Annotated in this window: 26 protein-coding genes, 1 tRNA gene and 1 pseudogene; 17 read left to right on the plus strand and 11 right to left on the minus strand. The window is 61.6% G+C overall.

The features are described from left to right. Positions 1–140: 140 nt before the first annotated feature. From AMK34_RS10420 to AMK34_RS10440, 7 genes are all read right to left on the minus strand, one after another. Positions 141–1,010, minus strand: a complete 870-nt coding sequence (locus AMK34_RS10420; RefSeq protein WP_073844875.1) for a nucleotidyltransferase domain-containing protein — start codon at positions 1,008–1,010, stop codon at positions 141–143. Continuing rightward, entirely contained in the window at positions 1,003–1,542 is a 540-nt protein-coding gene (locus AMK34_RS10425) for an SLATT domain-containing protein (RefSeq protein WP_073844877.1), read from the minus strand. The genes AMK34_RS10420 and AMK34_RS10425 overlap by 8 nt, the downstream gene beginning before the upstream one ends. 146 nt (positions 1,543–1,688) lie before the next feature. Beyond that, on the minus strand, positions 1,689–2,222 hold the full coding sequence (locus AMK34_RS42565) for a hypothetical protein (RefSeq protein ID WP_143202403.1): 534 nt from the start codon (positions 2,220–2,222) through the stop codon (positions 1,689–1,691). A gap of 239 nt (positions 2,223–2,461) precedes the next feature. Further along, positions 2,462–3,388: a hypothetical protein gene (locus AMK34_RS42570; protein WP_143202404.1), complete on the minus strand. Its 927-nt coding sequence runs from the start codon at positions 3,386–3,388 to the stop codon at positions 2,462–2,464. Continuing rightward, positions 3,385–3,732, minus strand: coding sequence for a hypothetical protein (locus AMK34_RS42575; RefSeq protein ID WP_143202405.1), 348 nt, complete (start codon positions 3,730–3,732; stop codon positions 3,385–3,387). The genes AMK34_RS42570 and AMK34_RS42575 overlap by 4 nt, the downstream gene beginning before the upstream one ends. A 115-nt stretch (positions 3,733–3,847) precedes the next feature. Then, on the minus strand, positions 3,848–4,399 hold the full coding sequence (locus tag AMK34_RS10435; protein ID WP_073844880.1) for a GNAT family N-acetyltransferase: 552 nt from the start codon (positions 4,397–4,399) through the stop codon (positions 3,848–3,850). Continuing rightward, the gene (locus AMK34_RS10440; protein WP_158073282.1) at positions 4,396–5,652 is read right to left on the minus strand and encodes a helix-turn-helix transcriptional regulator; all 1,257 of its coding nucleotides are present in this window, start codon (positions 5,650–5,652) and stop codon (positions 4,396–4,398) included. The genes AMK34_RS10435 and AMK34_RS10440 overlap by 4 nt, the downstream gene beginning before the upstream one ends. Positions 5,653–5,933: 281 nt before the next feature. Between AMK34_RS10440 and AMK34_RS10445 the strand changes: the two genes are divergently transcribed. From AMK34_RS10445 to AMK34_RS10465, 5 genes are read left to right on the plus strand one after another with little or no spacing between them, the layout of a single operon-like run. Beyond that, complete coding sequence (locus AMK34_RS10445; RefSeq protein ID WP_083649828.1) at positions 5,934–6,350, plus strand: recombinase family protein; 417 nt, start codon at positions 5,934–5,936, stop codon at positions 6,348–6,350. Further along, positions 6,343–6,750: a recombinase family protein gene (locus tag AMK34_RS10450; RefSeq protein WP_073844884.1), complete on the plus strand. Its 408-nt coding sequence runs from the start codon at positions 6,343–6,345 to the stop codon at positions 6,748–6,750. The genes AMK34_RS10445 and AMK34_RS10450 overlap by 8 nt, the downstream gene beginning before the upstream one ends. Further along, complete coding sequence (locus AMK34_RS10455) at positions 6,747–7,034, plus strand: hypothetical protein (protein WP_073844885.1); 288 nt, start codon at positions 6,747–6,749, stop codon at positions 7,032–7,034. Before AMK34_RS10450 ends, AMK34_RS10455 begins: the two co-directional genes overlap by 4 nt. Next, positions 7,031–7,558, plus strand: a complete 528-nt coding sequence (locus AMK34_RS10460; protein WP_073844887.1) for a hypothetical protein — start codon at positions 7,031–7,033, stop codon at positions 7,556–7,558. The genes AMK34_RS10455 and AMK34_RS10460 overlap by 4 nt, the downstream gene beginning before the upstream one ends. Further along, positions 7,555–8,394 (plus strand): S1 family peptidase, encoded by an 840-nt coding sequence (locus tag AMK34_RS10465; RefSeq protein ID WP_241832745.1) that lies wholly within the window; start codon positions 7,555–7,557, stop codon positions 8,392–8,394. The genes AMK34_RS10460 and AMK34_RS10465 overlap by 4 nt, the downstream gene beginning before the upstream one ends. A gap of 70 nt (positions 8,395–8,464) precedes the next feature. On the opposite strand, the gene AMK34_RS10470 is transcribed toward AMK34_RS10465, so the two are convergent. Beyond that, complete coding sequence (locus tag AMK34_RS10470) at positions 8,465–9,637, minus strand: hypothetical protein (protein ID WP_143202406.1); 1,173 nt, start codon at positions 9,635–9,637, stop codon at positions 8,465–8,467. A 131-nt stretch (positions 9,638–9,768) separates the two neighbouring features. On the opposite strand from AMK34_RS10470, the gene AMK34_RS10475 reads away from it, so the two are divergent. Next, positions 9,769–10,128, plus strand: coding sequence for a hypothetical protein (locus tag AMK34_RS10475; protein ID WP_143202407.1), 360 nt, complete (start codon positions 9,769–9,771; stop codon positions 10,126–10,128). 195 nt (positions 10,129–10,323) lie between these two features. Here the strand turns inward: AMK34_RS10475 and AMK34_RS10480 are convergent, their stop codons facing one another. Beyond that, positions 10,324–10,662, minus strand: coding sequence for a hypothetical protein (locus AMK34_RS10480; protein ID WP_073844893.1), 339 nt, complete (start codon positions 10,660–10,662; stop codon positions 10,324–10,326). A gap of 65 nt (positions 10,663–10,727) precedes the next feature. Between AMK34_RS10480 and AMK34_RS42580 the strand changes: the two genes are divergently transcribed. The 11 genes and pseudogenes from AMK34_RS42580 to AMK34_RS43425 form a co-directional block, all read left to right on the plus strand. Continuing rightward, positions 10,728–11,090 carry a hypothetical protein gene (locus AMK34_RS42580; RefSeq protein WP_143202408.1) on the plus strand — a complete coding sequence of 121 codons (363 nt, stop codon included), beginning with the start codon at positions 10,728–10,730 and terminating at the stop codon, positions 11,088–11,090. Positions 11,091–11,177: 87 nt separating this feature from the next. Continuing rightward, positions 11,178–11,501, plus strand: coding sequence for a hypothetical protein (locus AMK34_RS10485; protein ID WP_073844894.1), 324 nt, complete (start codon positions 11,178–11,180; stop codon positions 11,499–11,501). Between the two features lie 10 nt (positions 11,502–11,511). Then, entirely contained in the window at positions 11,512–11,745 is a 234-nt protein-coding gene (locus AMK34_RS10490; RefSeq protein WP_143202409.1) for a hypothetical protein, read from the plus strand. A gap of 11 nt (positions 11,746–11,756) precedes the next feature. Next, the gene (locus AMK34_RS10495) at positions 11,757–11,936 is read left to right on the plus strand and encodes a hypothetical protein (RefSeq protein WP_073844898.1); all 180 of its coding nucleotides are present in this window, start codon (positions 11,757–11,759) and stop codon (positions 11,934–11,936) included. A gap of 582 nt (positions 11,937–12,518) precedes the next feature. Next, positions 12,519–12,716 (plus strand): hypothetical protein, encoded by a 198-nt coding sequence (locus AMK34_RS42215; protein ID WP_083649829.1) that lies wholly within the window; start codon positions 12,519–12,521, stop codon positions 12,714–12,716. After that, on the plus strand, positions 12,709–14,877 hold the full coding sequence (locus AMK34_RS10500; RefSeq protein WP_073844900.1) for a type IV secretory system conjugative DNA transfer family protein: 2,169 nt from the start codon (positions 12,709–12,711) through the stop codon (positions 14,875–14,877). The genes AMK34_RS42215 and AMK34_RS10500 overlap by 8 nt, the downstream gene beginning before the upstream one ends. A gap of 124 nt (positions 14,878–15,001) precedes the next feature. After that, positions 15,002–15,820, plus strand: coding sequence for a replication-relaxation family protein (locus AMK34_RS10505; protein WP_073844902.1), 819 nt, complete (start codon positions 15,002–15,004; stop codon positions 15,818–15,820). Beyond that, a complete protein-coding gene (locus tag AMK34_RS10510; RefSeq protein ID WP_241832746.1) occupies positions 15,817–16,872 on the plus strand; it encodes a DNA-methyltransferase in 1,056 nt (351 codons plus the stop codon). Before AMK34_RS10505 ends, AMK34_RS10510 begins: the two co-directional genes overlap by 4 nt. Before the next feature lie 114 nt (positions 16,873–16,986). Continuing rightward, entirely contained in the window at positions 16,987–17,295 is a 309-nt protein-coding gene (locus AMK34_RS10515; protein WP_143202411.1) for a hypothetical protein, read from the plus strand. A gap of 169 nt (positions 17,296–17,464) precedes the next feature. After that, on the plus strand, positions 17,465–17,911 hold the full coding sequence (locus AMK34_RS10520) for a recombinase family protein (protein WP_073844903.1): 447 nt from the start codon (positions 17,465–17,467) through the stop codon (positions 17,909–17,911). Positions 17,912–17,942: 31 nt separating this feature from the next. After that, a pseudogene (locus tag AMK34_RS43425) lies at positions 17,943–19,049 on the plus strand (recombinase family protein); the annotation flags it as partial. 30 nt (positions 19,050–19,079) lie between these two features. Here the strand turns inward: AMK34_RS43425 and AMK34_RS43430 are convergent. Next, entirely contained in the window at positions 19,080–19,268 is a 189-nt protein-coding gene (locus AMK34_RS43430; protein ID WP_241832747.1) for a hypothetical protein, read from the minus strand. Between the two features lie 520 nt (positions 19,269–19,788). Continuing rightward, positions 19,789–19,865, minus strand: a tRNA-Leu gene (locus AMK34_RS10545). Between the last annotated feature and the right edge of the window lie 17 nt (positions 19,866–19,882).

Below are 19,882 nucleotides of genomic sequence, written 5' to 3' on the forward strand. Positions count from 1 at the left end.
GTACACCTGGTCAGCCCGGTGATGACTCAGAGTCGAAGCGAGGCGCACCAGTGTTACGCCGTGTAGCGGTTTGTTACCACTTGTCCATCTGGGCGCGATAGTCCGAACTGGTCTGCGAGACCTTCAGGCTTGAAGTTACATCAGTAGTAAGAAGGAAACTCACCGTTGAACAGCTTGTCCCACCACTCAAAGGCCTTCTTCGTGTTCCCCGCCTTGTGCTCTTCGAGCGCGTTCGTCGCCCGCGTGACGGCAAGATTGAGCTTGGACAAGGCGTCGTTGCGCTTGGTTTCAGTGGAGCAGGCGTTGATCCGACCCGTGTAGCCCGTCGGATCATTCATGGCCGCCAGATCGTGGCCTTGCAGTCTCGACAGGAAGCGCTTGATGTCCTGTGGGTAGTCGAGGAAGGTCTCCCCCTCCATGTACTGCGCCGCCCGCATCTCTAGGTAGAACGACGAGATCGGGACGTTGCGGTAGTACTTCCACGCCTTCACCAGCCGGGCGAGCTCCTTGGCGCCGCCCTTCGGAGTGCCATTGCAGTCGTTGACGTAGCTGGCATGCGCCTCCGGCGTGGACTCCAGCCACTCGTCAACGACACCGGGGATGTTGAACTTCATGACCTCTTTGTCGGTCACGCGTTCCTTGGCGTAGGCCGGGATCACCTCCACCCGTTCGTATCCCTGCCCGAACTCCAGCACGACCGCGGGGCGCTCGACGTGGATTCTGGTGAACGGGAACCGGTCCTGAAGCGCACTACGAACAGCAGACAGCGTGCTGTCTGATCTCACCGGGCGGTCTGACTTCAGGGACACGAAGTAGTCCACATCGCTGTGGCCGCTCACGCCGGTTCCGTGCTTGAACGAACCGCTCTCGAACATCCGGTACACGCCGAACTTGGACTCAAGCTTGTCCTTGATGCTCTGGCGATGCGAGGCAGCCTTGGCCCGCTCGCTTGCGGTAGGCGTCAGCCAGCCAAGGAACGTGTCGAAGCCTTCTGAGGCCGTCTTAGCCATCTTCCTTACCTGCCTTGTCTACCTCGTAGTCCTGTCCACCGCTCTTTGTGATGTTGCGTTTTGCGCGCCAGTACGCGTAGGTGTTCGGCGGGTCGGCCGTCCGGTTGACCTCATCGCGGCGGGCGCTCAGGGTCTTCAGCTCCTCGCGAGCGTCCTCAAGGTTCAAGTGAGGGAGCCGGATGGTGAGGAACTGGCGGGCGTCGGTCTGAATTTCCAGGTAAGCGTTCGCTGCCGCCTGAGCCTGAGTGACCCGACGAGACGGGTTGAGCGTCGTGAGCGCCGCCCCGAAGCCTGCGGCAACCAGGGCTAAGACAGCAGGGAGCTTCGTGGCCTCGGCAGCAGCCAAGCCGGTACCACCTGAGAAGGCCGCCAGAATCGCGGCCGGGACACCGAAAACCATGTTCATGGCCCGCCAGAGCTTCATCTGCTCAAACTGGCCCTGACCACTCCACAAGGCACTCTCATGAATCCGGTCCGCCTCTTCGGCGATTGGCTTGAGCTCGTCCGAGAGATTGGATGGCACCATTGACATGTGTATTGCTCCCTCCTCTGCGGGGAGTATCACTCCGCGAAGCTCGGTTTGCAACTTTGAAAGATTTGCACTAGAAGACCAAGAGTGTGGACAATAGAAAACACCCCACCAGCGAAACTGGCAGGGTGTTAGGCGTCTTCTCGCGCTTACGAGTGAACTCTGTCAAACGCATCCACTCTTACGGGCATGATTTCGCGGTGACCGAAATCTTTATAACGTGTGTCTAGCTCGACCGGATCCTGCGTGGTCGCAACGAAATGCTTGCAGTGAGTTCTCAGAACAGGAACTTCCGTCCAGATACCCAACCTTGGTATATGAACCTCAAGGCCTCCGATAATCAGTCCGGAAACCATGCGAGCTTTCAAGAGACGTAAGTAATTCGGATGCACCGCACAAGCGGCCAGCACTTCAAGACCGGCCGAAAACTCCGGGTCCCGCTCCTTAGCAGGACACGTCAGTTCGCCTGACTCTTTTCGGTCCCGACCCGCGAGGTCAATTTCCAACCAGCGGACACTGGGCTGGTCACCGTACCGGCTCGAATCAAGAAGACGCAAATGGCTTGCATCGGAAAGAATCTCCGGATCGCAGACAATGTCTTCACCAAGCTTTCGCTGCTCCTCAACCATCCAAAGAACCAGCTCATCATAGGTATTCTTCAGATTCCCCAGCCATATATCCACGACGGGCACAACAAGTGGCCGAGCTCGATTAACGAACGGCCGGTCATCCACCAAGGCGTCGAGTATGCTTTCTGAAATTGGCCACCTACGCTCCTCAGACCTAGCACGGACACTGGCAAGAACTTCTTCTTCGCTTGAAAATGGGTATGCCATCCTGATCACCCTCCATTCGGTGCAGTTAAGAAGACACACCTACATTAAACTAGTTAGCGTCCAATTCAAGCTTAAGTGGTTTAGTTTTATGCGGATTTGTTAACCACGGTCACATGTCCACCTGGACTCAACTCCATCAATAGCCTCTCGGCGTTGCGACGGCGGCCTACGGGTTGAACAGGATTTACAATTCCAAGGGCTTGCGTCAGGCCAACTATCGCGTAGATCTCCTCTCCTGGCTCGAAATAGTCTTGGTACCACAAGATGACCGCATCGATCTCAACGGCCCGGCGCTTAGCGAGTAGCTCATGCACGTTCGCTCTTTCATCAACGAGTAGCCGATCAAGGTCACGAAACACCGCGTCGCGTCGTCCTTGGATGTGCGATGTGCCAGACGTGAAGCTCCGCGTAATATCACAGTAAATCACCCGCATGTCAGCGTTAGTGCTGGCGGGGCGATCACGAAGTTGGCGGTGCGCCTCAGTAAGACGCTCTTCAATCCGCTCTCCCGAGAACACACGCTTAGCCTCGATTGCAATCTTCTGCTTACCCCAAGTAGAGAATAGGTCAGGGTTGGGGTCTGCTAAGACGGTAGGAATTCCAAGGCTGTTGTGGCGCGCACATATTGAAAGCTCAAACCGCACATCTCTTGGGCGTGTCTTCTTTGACTGCTCCTCACGAACAGAATCGGGACCCCTTAGAATCTCGGTCAACTTACGTGACAATAACTTGACATCCTGGACGCCTACATTGTTTCGAATGAATCGAAGGTGTTGCATGTCTGAGAGGTTGTTTTGGCTTACCACGGGATCTGCATAAAGCTGATCAAAGAGTCTCTGCGCTTCTGCTTCACTGGGAGCGCCTAGAATCTTCTCCATCTTCACGATAGATTTTTCGAGCCAGTTGTTGCTCCCCGCTTTCGCGCCTACCGTGGTCGCCCAAGCGAGAAACTCGCGGCCTTCCTTAATTAAATCCGCTAAACCAAGTGCATTTGGCTGCAAAGAGGGGCTCATAGGAGCTGATCTCGCAAGTAGTCGAGAGTAGCTCGAACTACCGGAACTACAGTTATTACTGACCCAATGAAACCGAGGCCATCAACTGCAGCCCTGAGACGAAAGGAAGCATGCCGAGGTGGCGGCAGGAAGGAAGCCTTAACACGCTTCATCCTTACGTCATTAAGCTTTGCCTCAGAGGAAACATCCATAAGCCTCATCCCCGAGACCTCAACATTATCTAACTCAAGACCATCGACGTTACCATCAATCTTGATAGCCACAGGGATATCTCGATCATCTGAAATTTCTTTAGTTGGAGCAAGCCTGCAGGACAGCTTGTAAAGTAGATTGTAGAATACCATCTACTTAAACCTCTTGCCATGCTTCTTAATTTGACGTCGCTCCGTGCTCACTTGAAAATTCCTTTGTGAAAAGCTTGCGCCCACGCACCGCTACTGTCAACAGGACACGAAGAAGTCAGGAATGTAGGCCGTACATCAACGACTCATACACCGGCGCATCGTCGAACGGTTGGAGCTGCCCGAAGCGCCGCCAACCCCACGACAAGTACGCCGTGCGAGCTGGGATGTTGTCAGGCTTCACGAGCAAGGTGGCCCGTTCCTCGGTCCGGTCATGTAAGAGCGCGTCGTGGAGCTGCTTGGCGTAGCCACGTCGCTGCCAGGCCGGAAGCACCATCAGCTGAGTGACGGCGAAGGTGCGCTTGCCGTCCTCTTCCAGCATCCGTGGGTCCACGTCGCCCCGGAAGCCCCGCCACCAGGCGGACCGGTTCGGCAGGCGGTAGCCGAGGGTGTAGCCAATCAGGCCATCCGCTATCCAGCCGGTCACGAGAGCGAAGCCCGGCCACTTGGCGTAGGCCTCGAGGCGTTCCCAGAATCGCTCCGGCGCGAAGAACGGATCACCAAGAAGATCGGCGTACACCTCGGTATAGACCGTGAGCAGTGGCTCACGAAGCTGGTACATGCCGTCCGCGTCATAGTGACGCAACGACAGCTCAGGAACATCACTCATCCGGTGACCACAGTCCGGTAGCGCTCCACCAGTTCATTCACGCCGGGAGCGGCGTGGGCCGAGATGGCCCGCATGACCCGGCCAAGTTCGAGGTTGACCCGCCAGCTGTCGAGCCCGGCCGAGATGGCATCCAGCACCTCGCCCGTGGTTTCGACAGCGCCATCGACGGCGCCCGCCTTGACCCGAGCCGAAGCTAGGCGGACCCGGTAGAGCGCGATGTTGCGAGCAAAGCCGTCGTCGTACCCGGAAATAGCCTGCTCCAGCAGCTTCTCGGCTCGCGTGGCCTTACCAACCTCTACGGCACAGGTCGCTTCCACACCGTCAATCTCCATCGGGCTCATGAAGGCCGCCCAGCTGGCCGCCTCGCCCGTTCGGTCTGAGTCGAGAGCCTTCCGGGCGCGGGTGATGGCCGCTTCGGCCCCGCGGTAGTCGTTGCTGCGGGCGTTCGCCACGGCCAGGTGCAACAGCGGCACGGCCGTCATCCGGGACGATGGTCCGAGGGTCTGCACCGCATCATCAGCCGCACGGGAGAAGCGCAGGCCCTCACGGGGTCGGCCGACGAGATTGCTCTGGAAGCCTAGACCTGCCAGTGCTCGGGTCTCGATCTCGGCGGCGCCGGCCTGGCGAGCAACGGTTAAGGCGTCGGTGAAGCTGGTTCTAGCCACCTTGTGCTGTCCGGCGTCACAGGCCAACCAGCCCGTTCGGATGTGCAGATTGCCGGTGGCTTCAAGGAGCGCTTGCCCAACACTGGTGCTGTAACTGCCATGCTCCAGCATGGTGTTGGCCTCCTGCACCGAGGCCACCCCGGCCTGCCACAGGATTTCGCCGCCGTGCCGATGATCCAGACTGCAGAGTCGGTCGGTGGTGCGGCGAAACCGCTGCACATCTGCCATACCGATCTTGGCGAACACCGTGGCGCCAAGCCCTGTGGCGGCGGTTGTCGCCACGCCCCACTTCATCAGGGTCCGTCGCTTCATAGGATCGGACGTTACCTCGGCCAGATCCGCTGCGCCGCGCTGAAGGTCCTGATTTTCGTCTGACTCAAGGCTTTGGGCGAGAAGTTCTTCGAGCTTTTCGGTGGTGATGCGTAGATGTCTCGCCAGCTTGAACCGCGTATGCGGCAACGGCTCAGTGTCGCCTGCCTCCCAGCGTCCAATGGTGCTGCGGTCCATCTCTAGAGCTTCGGCTAACCGTTCCTGGGTGAGACCGGCCGCTTTACGTGCCCGCATGAGCCCTGTTCGCTTGCTGGCCATGATCATCTCCCTGGTTACACGGCGAGATCAACACATTACCGCAGGTCAAAATGGTGCGTGCATCATCCGCGCGACATTTCGGCGCTTTTCGTGCTCTGGTTTGCCCGGTCTCACCGGACGAAGGTCATATGTGGCACCCCGGCGACCGGTTGACACGGACGCCCTCCCCGAAAAGACCACGGGGCGGCACCCGCCAGCGCTACCGCCGCCCGTGATCGTTTTGTCCTGGTCACCAGGGTGCCGTCCACCGTGACCGCACGCGACCTCAAGGCGAGGCACCCATGACCACGCGCAGCTTGTTGGACCCGCCATCCACCGCACCGGCCGCCGTCTTTGCGGCAGATGAGCCGCAAATGCTGGTAACGAAGCCCCTGGCGTACGGGTACATGAGAGTTCCGCGGGACGTCTCAGATGACAAGGTGCGGCGGCTGGAGCGGGCCATCATGCGGTTCGCGGACGGCCAGGGGCTGTACTTCGTCAGCTTCTTCTTTGAGTTCCACTGTGGTTCGCGCGAAGCCTTCGACGAACTCATTACCGAGCTCGTGCGGGCTCAGGCCCGTCACGTCGTCGTGCCCACCCTGCGGCACCTGGCGCGCAACGGCTTGCTCCAGGACGTCATGCGGGACCGGCTGACCCAAGAGGCCAGGGCCGAGGTGCTGGTGCTGCGCCACCAAGTGGAGGTGTCGTCCCATGCCTGACGCCTTCCCTGAACTCCAGGAGCTAGCCGGATGGCTGGGCCAGCAGCCGCCCTCTCCCCTAACGACCACGACCTCACCGCTGGTGTATGGCTACGTCCGCACACCCGAATCCCAACCGAGCTACGCGGAAGCCTGCGCGGATCTCTTGACCTGGTGGAGCGTGGCGCGGGGTTGGCGGCTCGGGGTCATCTTCCGTGATGTGGGTGTGGGCTGCGCGCATGAGGCGCGGCCGGGCTTCACGGGCCTGCTGGATGTCTTGCAGTTGCCGGAGGCCGCTTTTGCTCTTGTCGTGACGAGTGACCACCTGGACCGCAGGCCAACTGAAGCCACTCGGCGGACGGCCAAGATTCGCCGCACCGGCTGCCAGGTCCGCATCCTGGCCGACGAGGTGACGGCGTGAACACCGAGACAGCCGAACTGGTCCGGGCACTGTCTGGGGTGGCCAACCACGTTCCCCGGGTAACGGCGGAACTGCTGACGGGCGCCTTGTCGCCGGAGCGGCAGCGCCAGTTCGCGGTCTTGCTGGCGGGGCTGGCGGAGCTCATGAAAACCCACGCCCAGCACCAGGAGGACGGCGTCATCCCGACACCCTCCGGGGCGGAGCAACCAGCACTGCCCGGCGACCCGCCGGCGGCCGCGGAGGGGCCGGACCTGGTCCAGCCGCCCGACCAGCCCGCGTCATGACCTGGTGGGGCGCCTACGCCTTGGTCATCCTGGCGCTGCCGGTGGTGCTGGTCATCCGGTGGGTGGTGGCGGACTGGCTGCGGTCCAAACGCCAAGCGAGGGTCGATGCTGGGACGGTCCAGTCTGAGGATCCCTGGCACGCCAGCGTCATCCTGGCCCGTGTCAAGCAGGAACGCGCCGACGAGCAAGCCGCCGAGGCACCCACCGAGGTCCTGCCGGTGATCTCACCCCACGCCGTGCCAGCGCAACGGGCGCAGTCACCAGATGACGCCCCCACCGAACGCCTGCGTCCGGTATTGCCGAAACGACTACCTGGCCGGACCACGCGGCCGACGCCGTATCCGCGGCAGCCGTTGGTTCGCCCTGAAGAGGTCCTCATGAAGCGGGTGCTTGTCGGCTTGGAGCGTCTGCCCGTGCCGGACAGCTCCCGCCACAGCTTGCCGAGCAGACCGCCCGCCCAGATCTCTCCGGCCCGGCCAAGCGGGTCGGAGGTTGGTGATACCAAACAGAAAGAGGACTGTTGAGAACAACCATTCTTGCCTCCACCGTCGCCCTGCTGCTGGCTCCGGCCCTCGTCGGAACCAGTGCGACCAGCGCGGAGGAGATCCAGCCCAACATCGTTGGCGGCAGTGAAGCCAAAGGCAACACCAGCTGGATGGCCTCGCTGCAGTACGACGCTCCCGCCTACGACCGCTACGCCCGTCACACCTGCGGCGGCGCCCTTGTGTTCCGCAGCTGGGTGGTGACCGGCGCACACTGTGTCACGGATATGCCGGGTGATCCCAACGCCGTCCCCACCGCCGCGAAGACGTTCTTCGTCCGGGTCGGCTCCAAGGACCGCACCGGGGGCGGTGAAACCGCCAAGGTGACCCAGATTGTCATCCGGCCCGGCTGGCAGTGGGGCGAAGGCGCCCCGCAGAAGCAGGTGGATGACCTGGCCATGCTGAAACTGGACCACCCTGTGGACCTGCAGCCGATCCAGCTCAGCCCGCAGGCCGCGCATCCCGGCGAACGAGTGCGGCTGTACGGCTGGGGCTCCGACGACCCCGCGGTGCCGCCCACGGACCTGCCCCGGCGGCTCCAGCAGCTCGACACCACGGTGCTGGCTCCCGAGAAGTGTGCGGGCGCCTTCCAGAGCGCCGGAGAAATCTGCACCGACAACCCCAACGGCACAGATGGACCGGGACACGGTGACTCCGGTGGCCCGGCCGTCCGCATCTCGGGCGGAGTCGCGCAGCTGGTTGGCACCTGTAGCCGGAGTGTGGCCAAGCACCCTGGCGTGAAGCCAAGCGTCTACACCAGTGCACCGGACTTCCGGCAGTGGCTGTATGACACGGCCCGGGGCGGTCCGAGAGCGTAGCTTGCCAAAAGGAAGCGCCACGCCGCAGCTCGGGCGGCGTGGCGCTTCTTTGCAGATTGGGCCTCGTCGCCTACGTTGCGCTGGCTTCGTCAGGCGCCAGGAGACGAGGGTTGAACCAGGACAGTCCGGCCTGGTCATGACATTGGTCGTTTGTGGACATATCTACTCGCCACACCAGGGCGATGCTGTTCGTGCCGGGGCTTATGGGAACGTGCAGGAGCCGGTTTGGCTCGCCTGCGTGGAGCTGGCCGTGCTCCACCTGGACACCACGGCCGTCTTCGATTGACCAGGCGATGGTCATCTCGGGGCACTGCTGGTCTGGCGGCGGGCCGTCCAGCGTCAGCAGTCCAGTCAGGACGACCGGAGCCGTCGGCTCGCTCGCGGGAGCGAAGATGGCCCGGTAGCTTCCATGGTTCCAAAGCTTCCACTGGAGGACGTCAAACTCGTCTGCAAACGGGGTGTTGGTCGGGGTCAGGCTGCCCGCGATGTAACTGAGCCTGGTTCCGAGGGAACGATTCGAGATTTGAGTTAGGGACGTGACCAGCGCGGCCCCGGCAGTGAGGGCCGCTGCGAGAGCGAGCAAGCGCCTACATGGTTGGAAGGCGCGCTGGTTCGGCCGGATGGGTTGCGGCTGACTGGGTTCCGGGTCGACGGGGGTTGGTGGGGGTGACGTCTCAGGCTGGCTGGCTGGTTCCGCTGGTTCGCGATCCTCGATCTTCTGCAAGAGCTCAGCTCGAACCTTCTCATCGCTCAGAAAGTCCAGTATCGCTTGTTCAAACTTGCGGAGAAGGTCATCGACGTTGTCGTGGACGGCCTTGTTTGAGTAACGTTCTTTGTCGCGATACCAAACTGAACCAAAGAGCTCGCGCTGCTTCTTGCCGCGCTTGTACTCGCCCGCCATGAGACGGCTCCAGTAGGCGGGATTCACATCCCTGAGCTTGACCAACCGTTGGAGTTGCTGCCTCTTCCCGAGGCCGATTAGTTCACCAACTGCTGCAATGCCCGACGTTGCGCCCGGAGCTTTTAGGACGCGCTGGCGTTCTTGTTCCGCCAACGTCGAAAGGATCATTCCCAGAAACTCTGAGGCGCCACTCGGCGTAAGTGGCAAGCGACGGCCGAGCGCATCTTCGACGAGTGCCACGAGAGCGCTGCATTGACGTAACGAATCGAGACTGACGGTAACGTCGGCTAGAAAATAAAGATCCTCCAGGGCGGTAACACCTGGCGCGTGCTTCGATCGCATCCCTTTCCTTTCACTTTGAGTGGACACCGTAGTTTACGCTACGGATACAGGGGCAACCTCTCGTGCTTGCATTTGCAGGCCGTTGGCATAAAACTCATAGTTGTTGAGCACTCAACTACTGAGGAGTTTGCATGCTTACTCCATCGCCCTTTTCTTATTGGACGGTAGTGCACTTCAAGAATTGGGTAGGCGACTACGAGGATGACGGTGACTACCCCAACCTTCTTGACTTCATTACCCAGTGGATGAAAGAAGATGGGTTCTCGCGCATGGACGACTACACGTCGTTCCTTGAAGCAATGTTAATCCTTATCGATGCCTACGAACGGGATCCCTCAATTCTTGATTACGCGGGAGATCCGGAGCGAGGGAAGCCCCCCCGACGCCGCCGCGTGAAGCGAATGCTCGATTTTCACGACAACAATCCGGGCATCTACCACCTGGACCGACGACACGTCAACCATGCGATCATGCTTCACTACCGAAAGTAATTGCCCGGCACCTCTCTACGTCCGCCTCCGTCTGGAGGCGGGCTTCTCTGTGTGCGCCTCCCTGGCGCCTCCCCAAGATCTCATCGGCGCCCTGAGCTGCGCAAACGGCATCGCGTCTGGGGAGATGGCGGGGAGATTCGTTGCTTGCGAGCTGCACCAGATGCTGGAATTGATCTCGTCAGCAGATTCCGCTAGCTACGGCTTTGCAGGCACGACCGGCTCACTGTCAGCCTTGGGCTTGAGGCTGTCGAGATCAAGAGACTTGCCAGTCTCGTAGTCCACGAAACAGGTAGCGGCAGCTACTAACTTCCTGCGCCGCTCGGCATCTTCACCCGTAATTCCCGTCATGCGCTGGGAGTAGCCCGGCTCATTGCAGAAGTGTTCGACGGCGATCCGCTGGAGGGACAGCTGATCAGCAGTAACGAGATACGTCCAATAGCCAACGAGTCCGACATTGAGGGCAACGGATAGCCCCAGGGTAATCCACAAAATCCGGGTGTTCTTTGCCTGAGAGGAGGTTGAACGAGCAGCCATCTGAAATTTCCTTTGCTTACGCGAACAACCATAAGAGGAACGAGTCTCGGAACAAAGGAGCAATCATGCAGAAATTTGGGCGGATGTTCGCCACCGTTTTGGCTGTTTCAGCCTTGATGCTTGGTGGCGCCAGCCAGGCGTTCGCCTGGCCCTGGAGTAGCACGGTAACCGTAAGCGGCGCGCTGACGCAGTGCTCCGACAGTATCCAGAGTGCCCATGTCAGCGCCGTCCTCAATGGCCAGGGCCATGCTTATAACACCTTGGCTGGAATGCCACCTCGCTACGGCGTGACATTTACGAATGTGCCGGGTGGCTCTGGTGGTCTGGCCTGGATCGTCGTCACTTGCGCGGTTCAGGGCGGTTCGCGCGGCTACTGGGTGCGGGTGTACCGGCCAGCATTCGGATCCGTCCTGAACGTCAACCTGTAGCCGCCCCCGTGCCGACGGGCCGTGGAAGGCGCGGTCCGTCGGCACCTCACCCGCATTCACCTGCAAGAGCCAGACGAGAGGAAACCCATGACGAGTCTGCCCAGTCGCCTCACCGGCGCCCTCAGTCCGTTGTCCAGCCGCGAACTGCGCCCTCGGCCCGTGCCCGCCCGAATTGAACGAGCCGTTCACGAGAGCGTGGCCCTTGAACACGGCAACGGCATTATTCAGGCGGCCAAGGTGCGCGCCGTCGAACTGGTGGCAAACGAAGGCATGCAGGCCGTAGCTGGTCTCAGCCAGCTTGAAGCCTTGCACCTCCAGCGCTGCCCGCTCGGAGAAGCCCGGTACCGCACCATTGCCGATACCGCTGCTGTGGCCATCGCCAGCATCGTGGCCGAGACGGGGCGGCACTGACGTGGTAGCCGTGGCTGCGCTCTTTGGCTGCCTGCTACTTCTGGCGCTCCTGGCCTACCTCGACCAGGAGGCCGAACGCAGGCGACAGGAGGAGCGACGGGCCCAGCTTGAACAGGAGCGCTACCAGCTAGGCAGCGACTGGCACGTCTTGGACGCCACCCGCCGCATCCGGGCGACCTTCACCCTGGCTCAGCGGGCCATGCAAGAAGAAGCCCGGCGGCACGACCAGCCGCCGACTACCTAACGCTCACAGCGTTGAGCGAACACCCGACGAGCTGGCAGCGGCGCATCTTCGCCGCCACGAGTCTCCTGCTGGCCGTGGCCATTGGAACGCGGGTGACGGCAGACCTGCTGGCTCCGCTCGTCCCCCTGCTCATTACCGCGGCCGTCGCGCTGTTCGTGCTGGCAGTCGCCACTAGCTGGTGGCGACGTTAGGTCGACCGTCACCAGCCCCTAAGACAGAGAGGAGCCAGTTGCCCAGAAAGACCCGGAAACAGTTGGTAGGTAAGGAAGAAAACGCCGAGGCCGAAGAGCGGGAGGAGTTCCTGCGGGCCCTGGCCCGGGCCCTACGTCAGGCGTGGCGGCGGGAGCAGCGGCGCAAGAAGACGTGTAGGCCGACGCGATCACCTGCCCCTAAACAGGACGATCTCAGTTAAACCATGGTAATTACCTGATTTCTAGCCCTGCTTTCGTCTGGTGTTTCTCTGTAAGAACAGGCTACCGGCGCTCGGTTAGGTGTGGAAAAGTCGGTTGTTCCCGGTGTGAGTACTCCGGAATAATAAAAGCCCTGGGCCTGCCGCAAGGCTAAAGGATGCGCAGATCGATGTGGAATCTGCTGCGCATCTGTCGCGCGAGCGGCGTTGGTCCAGGTTGCTACACAACAATAACCCTCGAAATTAAGGGGAGCTGCGTTCGCTTATTTTCACGCTATCCGTGCTACGAGTCAAGTAGCATAGGCGTCTTAAATGCGGCCGGTGAAACCCTCGTTTCGAGCTCGTCCCGAGAGGAGGGTTTTCTATGTCCGAGCCACGTTCAAATCAACAGATCAAGGTCACCGCCGAGGAGAAGGTGCACCCCAGTATCCAGCGTTTAGCGAGGGCGGCGATTGCCCTCGGCCGTCACGAGCTGCAGCGGGAGCGGCTCTCAGTCGACACCCCTAATCCGGGCGCAGCCAACGGCGACACGGCGGTCAGTTCGGAGGCAGCGCATGACTAACCTTGCCTGGCACGAACTCTTTCCGCCGCGTGGCGTCGGTCTTGACGACGTGACGCGGCTCTTGCGACCGCTGGCTAGCCGTCCGCACGTGGGCTTCCTGAAGCGAACACCCGTGGTCGTGGCCGAAACCGAGCTTCAGCCAGGCGCCGTGCGCTGGCGGCTGGGAGTGGACGAGCGGTTGCCGCGTCGCTTCACCGCTGGACTGCGGGCTCATCTACCCGGTCTTGAGGTCGTGACGCTGGATAGTCCGGCACGCCTTACGCCGACCTTGGGTGCGGAGGTGCGGTTATCCAGCTACGTCTTCCCGATCCGGCTCGACACGGCCGAAAGCGTCAGTGCTGGTGTGCTGGCACTCGCGGACCAACTGAAGCCCGGCGAGGTGCTTACCTTGCAGTGGCTGATCGGGCCGTCATATCAGCGGGCACGCCGCCCGCAGCCGTACCGGGTGGCCGAAGCCCTCGGCCTGCAGCCGCCGAGCTCACCGACTGCCACCGAGCACCAGGCTTGGAAGGTCAAGACCGGCGAAGCACTCTTTGGCGTAAGAGCCCGGATCGCCGCCCGGGCCGCCAGTCCGCGGCGGGCTCACAGTCTCATCCGGTCAGTCGCGGCTGCCCTGGCACTGGCTAACAGCCCGCAGTGCGCGGTGCGCACCGGCAAGGCAACGACGAGAAGCGCGCGAGCGGTGGAGGCTGTCATCCAGCCGACTGTCACGTGGTCGTCGGTGGTCAGTTCGGCAGAGCTGGGCGCGCTGCTGGGCTGGCCGCTCGGCTCGGTTGAGGTAGCGGGCCGGGCAACGCAGCTGGCACCGCCGCCTCGTTCGGTGGTAGCCGAGCCGGAGACTGCCGAACCCGCCGGCCGCGTCCTGGGCGTAAGCCTCCACCCTGCAGATCACGGCAGTCTGGTTCGAATGCCACTCGCAACCAGTCTCCACAACCTCCAAGTGGTTGGCCCCACAGGTAGTGGCAAAAGTACGGCCCTGGCGCAGATGGTCCTCTCGGACGCCGAAGCAGGGCACGGCGTCCTGGTGCTCGAGCCACGCGGCGACTTGGTCACGGAGATCATCGAGCGCCTACCGAAGCACCGGCGGGGCCATCTCGTGATCATCGATCCGTCGGCAGGGGATCAGGTCGGCGTTAACCCGCTCGTCGGGCCGCTGCACCAAGCCGAGCAACGGGCGGACGAACTTGCGGGCCTCCTGCGGTCGCTGTACGGCTCCGCCATCGGGCCGAGAAGCGGGGACGTGATCTTTCACGCTGCCCTCACCGCGGCCCGGCTGCCAGATGGCTCCTTGGCTGACATACCCATCCTGTTGTCGAACCCCAGTTTCAGAAGATCGGCACTCGCCAAAGTCAGCGATCCCGTCGTGCTTGGACCTTGGTGGGCCTGGTTCGACTCATTGTCGGCGGGTGAAGCTCAGCAAGTCGTAGCTCCCGTCCGGAACAAGCTGGCTGCCTTCCTCGCTCGTCGCAGCTTGAGGCACCTCGTGGCGCAGCCTGAGCCGAAGTTCTCCTTCGATGATCTGTTCCTGCGCGGTCCGCGCATCGTGCTCGTCAACGCCAACCGGGGCCTCATGGGTCCGGAGGCGAGTCGGCTGCTTGGCATGCTGATCTTGCAATCCGCCTGGATGGCAGCGCAACGGCGTGCCACGTTGCCTGTGGCGGCCCGGTTCCCGGTCAGTCTCGTGGTCGACGAGTTTCAGGACTACGTCGGCGCACTCGACATGGGCGAAATCCTGTCGCAGTGCCGGGGCCTTGGGGTGTCATTCACAGCGGCCCACCAGCACCTCGGACAGCTCAGCCCGCAGTTGCAAGCAGCCGTAACGGCTAATGCCCGGTCCCGGCTCGCGTTTCGGCCCTCCGACGATGACGCCCGGGCGCTCGCGACGGTCTTTGGCTCGCCCGTCACCCCGGATGACGTGCTGCGCCTCGGTGCGTTCCAAGCCTGTGTTCGCCTGCTCATCGACTCAGCCATGACGCCACCGTTCGCGGTCAAGACGTTGCCACTCGGCCCGGCAACGAACGACGCGGCCAAGCTGCGACACATGAGCCGCGACCGATACGCCGCCGACGGTGACGCTCTGGATGAAGCTCTGGTTCGTCGTTGGTACGGGGGAGGCTCTGGCCCAGCCGCCCCGGTGGCGACTCGACGGAGGCCGGCGTGAGGTGCTCCGGCGTCACTCCGGCGCCTACCGATCGCCCTGCCGCTCCCTGGCTCTACGCCTTCGCCCTGGCCACGCGGAACCTCAACCAACCACCACCGAGTGTCTACCCGTCAGGAGGTGCCCTATGACTGACCACACCACCACACGCGGCCGGGCCGGGCGCCTGCGCGAACGACTCAGTGACCGCGACCTTGAAGTGTTGAAGACGCTCTACCAGCTCCGGCTGGCCACCTCGCGGCATCTCCAACGGCTCCATGTCCCGGACGGCTCAGCCCGCACACGGACCCGGCGCACTCGTGCCCTCTTGCAGCGCCTGTCAGACCTGCGGCTGGTGGTGCGGATGGCGCGCACCGTCGGCGGTACCCGCTCTGGCAGCTCCGCCCACATCTACGGCTTGTCCGGCTTGGGCCTGGCGGTGCTGAACGTTCAAGGTCCCTACGGCCGGAGACGGCGGCGGGTCTGGGAGACCAAGCCGCACTTCGCTCGTCATGTCCTCGCCGTCACGGAGCTTGCCGTGAGTCTGACCGAACGCAGCCGCCCAAGCGCGGTGGACCTGGTGACCTTTGACGGTGAACCCGCCTGCTGGCGGCCCTATCCCGGTCCCATGGGTGTGCCGATCACCCTCAAACCGGACGCCTACGTGCACGTCGGTGTCGGCGAGTTCGAACGCCACGCCCTGATCGAGATGGACATGGCCACTGAAAGCCTGCCATCCGTTCGGCGGAAGTGCGCAAGCGTCATCCACTACTTCAACAGCGGCGTCGAACAAGGTCGGCGCGGCATCTTCCCGGTCGTGCTCTGGCTCGTCCCCAGCGAGCACCGCCAACGGCAGCTTGAGGAGGTAATCGCGGATCTTGAGACGGAGTATCGCCACCTTTTCACGGTGGCGCTGCAAGAAGACGGACCGGCGCTCCTGACGGCACCAGTTGAGGTCGAAGCGTGAGCGGGTCCGAGCGCCGCGATATGACGCGGCAGGTACCCACCGGGCAGATTCTCATTGGCGATGTCCGCCAGCGCCTGGCTGAACTCCCCGATTCCTCAGTGGACTGCGTGGTGACGAGTCCGCCGTACTGGAACCTCAGGAATTACGGCCACAAGGATCAGATCGGTGCGGAGGCCACGGTGGACGACTGGGCCGCCCAGATCGCCGCCATCTGTAGCGACGTGGCCCGTGTCCTGACGCCGACTGGTTCGCTGTGGCTGGTCCTCGGAGACGGCTACTCCCGTCACCCCAAGGAAGGCGCGGCCAAGAAGAGCTTGCTGCTTGGTCCGTCGCGGGTCGCCCTGCTCCTGACTCGCTCCGGTTGGCTGCTCCGGTCGCAGATTGTGTGGCACAAGCCCAACCCGACCCCCAGTTCGGCACGAGATCGCTTCACGCCGAATCACGAAGTGCTCTTCCACCTCGTCCGGCAGTCGCACTATCACTTCGACCTTGATGCCTGCCGCGAACCCGCCAAAACCGCGGCCACGGGTCCTGCTCGCAAGACGGCTCAGGCCTACTTGCCGCGCGAAGCCGTCCCCGCCCTCGGCGGTGGCACGAGTCCCCGAGTGGACCTCAACCACGGCCTGGCACGGATGAAATCCGCCGGACTCACTAGTCATCCCCTTGGCAAGAATCCGGGCTCTGTCTGGTCTGTATCAACCGGCAGTTACCGGGGAGCGCACTGGGCCAGCTACCCCGTCGAGCTGATTCGACGGCCAATCCTGGCGGGCTGTCCTGAAAGAGTCTGTGCCACCTGCGACCGCCCCTGGCGACGAGCTGAACGGCTCCATGACGGCCGCTGGCTGGCTACTGGTCCGTTGGAACCCGTCTGCCCGCACACCACCTGGCGGCGCGGCATCCTGCTGGATCCCTTTCTCGGCAGCGGAACCTCAGCGGTCGCCGCTGAGATGTACGGCCGGGATTGGATCGGGATCGAGCTCAACCCAGACTACGCCGCGCTCGCCAAGCAGCGCCTTGCGACCTGGCGCGCCGAACAGGACCGGGCAGCGTGAGCTGCCGCCCGGTCCGGGCCACTCGTCGGTGGCCTGTGGTCGCTCTAGCCACCGCTCCGCGCGCTGTGCGCGGACCTAGAGCGGTCACACCAACACCGAGGAGGCAGGTCACCAATGACCGATCCCAAAGGCGTCAAGACGCTCGGCCTAAAAGTAGGTGCTGAGCTGCACGCTCAGTTCACTTTGATCGCTCAGCTGGATGGCATCTCGCTCAACGACGCCACGCTGCGGGCAGTGGAGCTGTACGTCGAGACCAAGCGATCTGAGCCGGACTTCGCCCAGCGAGCAACCGCTGCCCTGGAGGCGATCCAGCGGGAAGCCGAAGCCAGGGCCGGAGCCATTCAGGGCCTGTTCGGCACCGACCCGGCCGAAGTCGCCGAAACCAAGCCCCCGGCAACCCGAGGGCGCAAAGCAGCCGAGTAAGCCACTCGGCCTGGCCCCAAATGGTGAATACTTCGCCATTTGGGGCTATCCCGCACGAAACCATAGAAATTAGGACAGGATTTCCTCTCTTGGCACTTCCTAAAAAGACTGAGAAAATGATTATGTAAATAACGTTCTTGGCTCTTTGAAGCCAAAAGGAGACCCCCTCATGGTTATAGAACCAGTACACACGGCCGCATTTTACCTACGCGTCAATGAATGGGATCCCCAGTTGGCCAAACGAGCCATTGAGCTCCAGCGAGCAGCCTGCGAACGTCGAGCAGAGCAGCTCGGCCTCATTGTTACCGCTGAATATATCGACCGGTGCGACGACGGCAAACCTGAAGAGCGCCCTGGATTCTCTGGACTCCTCAAGCAGCTGGCTGGAACGCCGCCACACTACATTATCGCTCACGACCACCGCAGCATTTCCGACAGCATGAACCGCTACGCCGAGGCAGCCTGGGCGATTGGCAAGGCTGGATCACGGCTAGAAATCGCCTCACTGCCACATCGGGAAGTGGATGAAAACATCCGACAGCTAATTAGCTACATCGGCTCGGTGCAGCTTGTGACCCCCTCTCAAGACCACGCACAAGACGACCAATTGAATTAGACAGGAACATCAAAACAGGAAGGAGGCACTCATGTCTGCCAGCCACGATCACACCGAAACAGAATCGACCATCCCTGAAAAACAGCTTGCCTTAGCTGCTATTCAACGCATCCAACAGCTCAGCACTCAAACTGGAGACAACGCCACAAATCCGTCTAACGCAGAAACTGGGCTTATTTATCTGCGCGTTAGCACCAAGGAGCAAGCTCGTACTGGCGGAGGCGCAGAAGGCTACTCTATTCCGGCTCAACGCGAAGCCTGTCACGCCAGGGCGGCGCAAATGGGCGTCACAATCCTCGACGAGTACGTCGATGCAGGTGAGTCAGCACGTTCAGCTCAGCGCGACGACCTACAACGAATGCTTAGCGACATCAAGAAAACCCACCCAACCTATGTGTACGTTCACAAAATTGACAGACTGGCACGCAATCGCGAAGACGACATTGCCATTAATCTGCTCTTGCGGAAGCATGGCGTCAAGCTCATATCCTGCACTGAAAACGTAGATGACACGCCCAGCGGAAAGCTACTTTACGGCCTGATGGCCGAGATTGCTCAGTTCTATTCTGCCAACCTCGCTCAGGAGGTCATGAAAGGCCTAGTGCGTAAGGCAGAAGAAGGTGGCACTCCGTACCGAGCCCCTTTGGGCTACATTAACCGTCGCGAGATTCGTGATGGCGTTCAGTTTTCATGGGTTGACCTTGACACAGAACGAGCCGAGATCATCCGCTGGTGCTTTGAGGCCTACTCAACCGGAGAGTGGAGCGCAATCGACCTCACGCTTGCCGCAAGAGCCAAAGGGCTTACCAGCAGGCCCACGCCTGCCCGTCCCAGTAAGCCCATCGCACTCACAACCATGTACCACATACTGGCCAACCCTTACTACATGGGACTTGTGCCATACCAGGGAATTCACTACGAGGGAAAACATGCCACTCTCGTTGAACCGGACGTTTGGCTAGCCGTCCAGCACACTCTCGCGGCTCACAATCAGACGGGCGAGAGAGATCGGATTCACAATCATTACCTACGCTCAACTATCTACTGCTCAGAATGCGGCGGACGCCTTGTTTACTCACGCAACAAAGGCAACGGCGGAACCTACGTGTACTATTTTTGCGTAAAGAAGAAGACCAAAGCAAACAACTGTATCCGCCCTGGAGTGCGGCTAGAACGCATCGAGGATGGTATCGCCGCCTTCTACAGCCAGTTCCGCATCCGGCCTGAGCATGCCGAACAGATACAAGCCAGTGTCTACGAAGAGCTCACCGCCCAGCGCCAAGAGGCAAACCGCGGCCTGGCGCGTGCCAACAAGCGCAAGGATCTGCTGACAGACGAACGTCAGAAGCTGCTCCATGCTCATTACGCTGGCGCCATCCCACAGGATCTACTGGGAAGCGAGATGAAGCGTCTAACACGCGCTCTGACTGAAGCTGAGACCGAGATCAAAGCCGCCAAGACGACCGCAACCGACACAGAAGCCACCCTTACCCGCGCTCTAGCTGCCGCCAGCCACTGCGAGAAGGCATATCTCGGTGCACCAAGCAACATCCGACGGCAGATCAACCGAGGCTTCTTTGAGAAGCTCTACATCGGCGCAGACGGCGCCGTAGAAGGCGTCGAGCTGACGGAGCCGTTTGCCGCTCTGCTGGAGGTCGGCACAATGGTGCACCTGCCCAACACGTCAGCAGAAGAGGCCACCTCACCCGCGCAGACCGCCGCAGAAGCTAGGCACCTCCCCGCCAGGACTGGCAGCGCGCAACTCACAGAAGCGCGACGGGCGGCATTCAAGACACGCACAAACATTACGGAACGTGCACAACGCAACACGCCCAGCGAGCTCTCGCTCGTCGGGCGTGGTTTGGATAGGACATGTCTGGTGCCCCGGACGGGGATCGAACCCGCACTGTGTCGATTTTAAGTCGACTGCCTCTGCCAGTTGGGCTACCGGGGCACGGGTCAGCCTAGGCG

Origin of the sequence: Amycolatopsis sp. CB00013, assembly GCF_001905755.1 — a bacterium.
Taxonomy (GTDB): domain Bacteria; phylum Actinomycetota; class Actinomycetes; order Mycobacteriales; family Pseudonocardiaceae; genus Amycolatopsis; species Amycolatopsis japonica.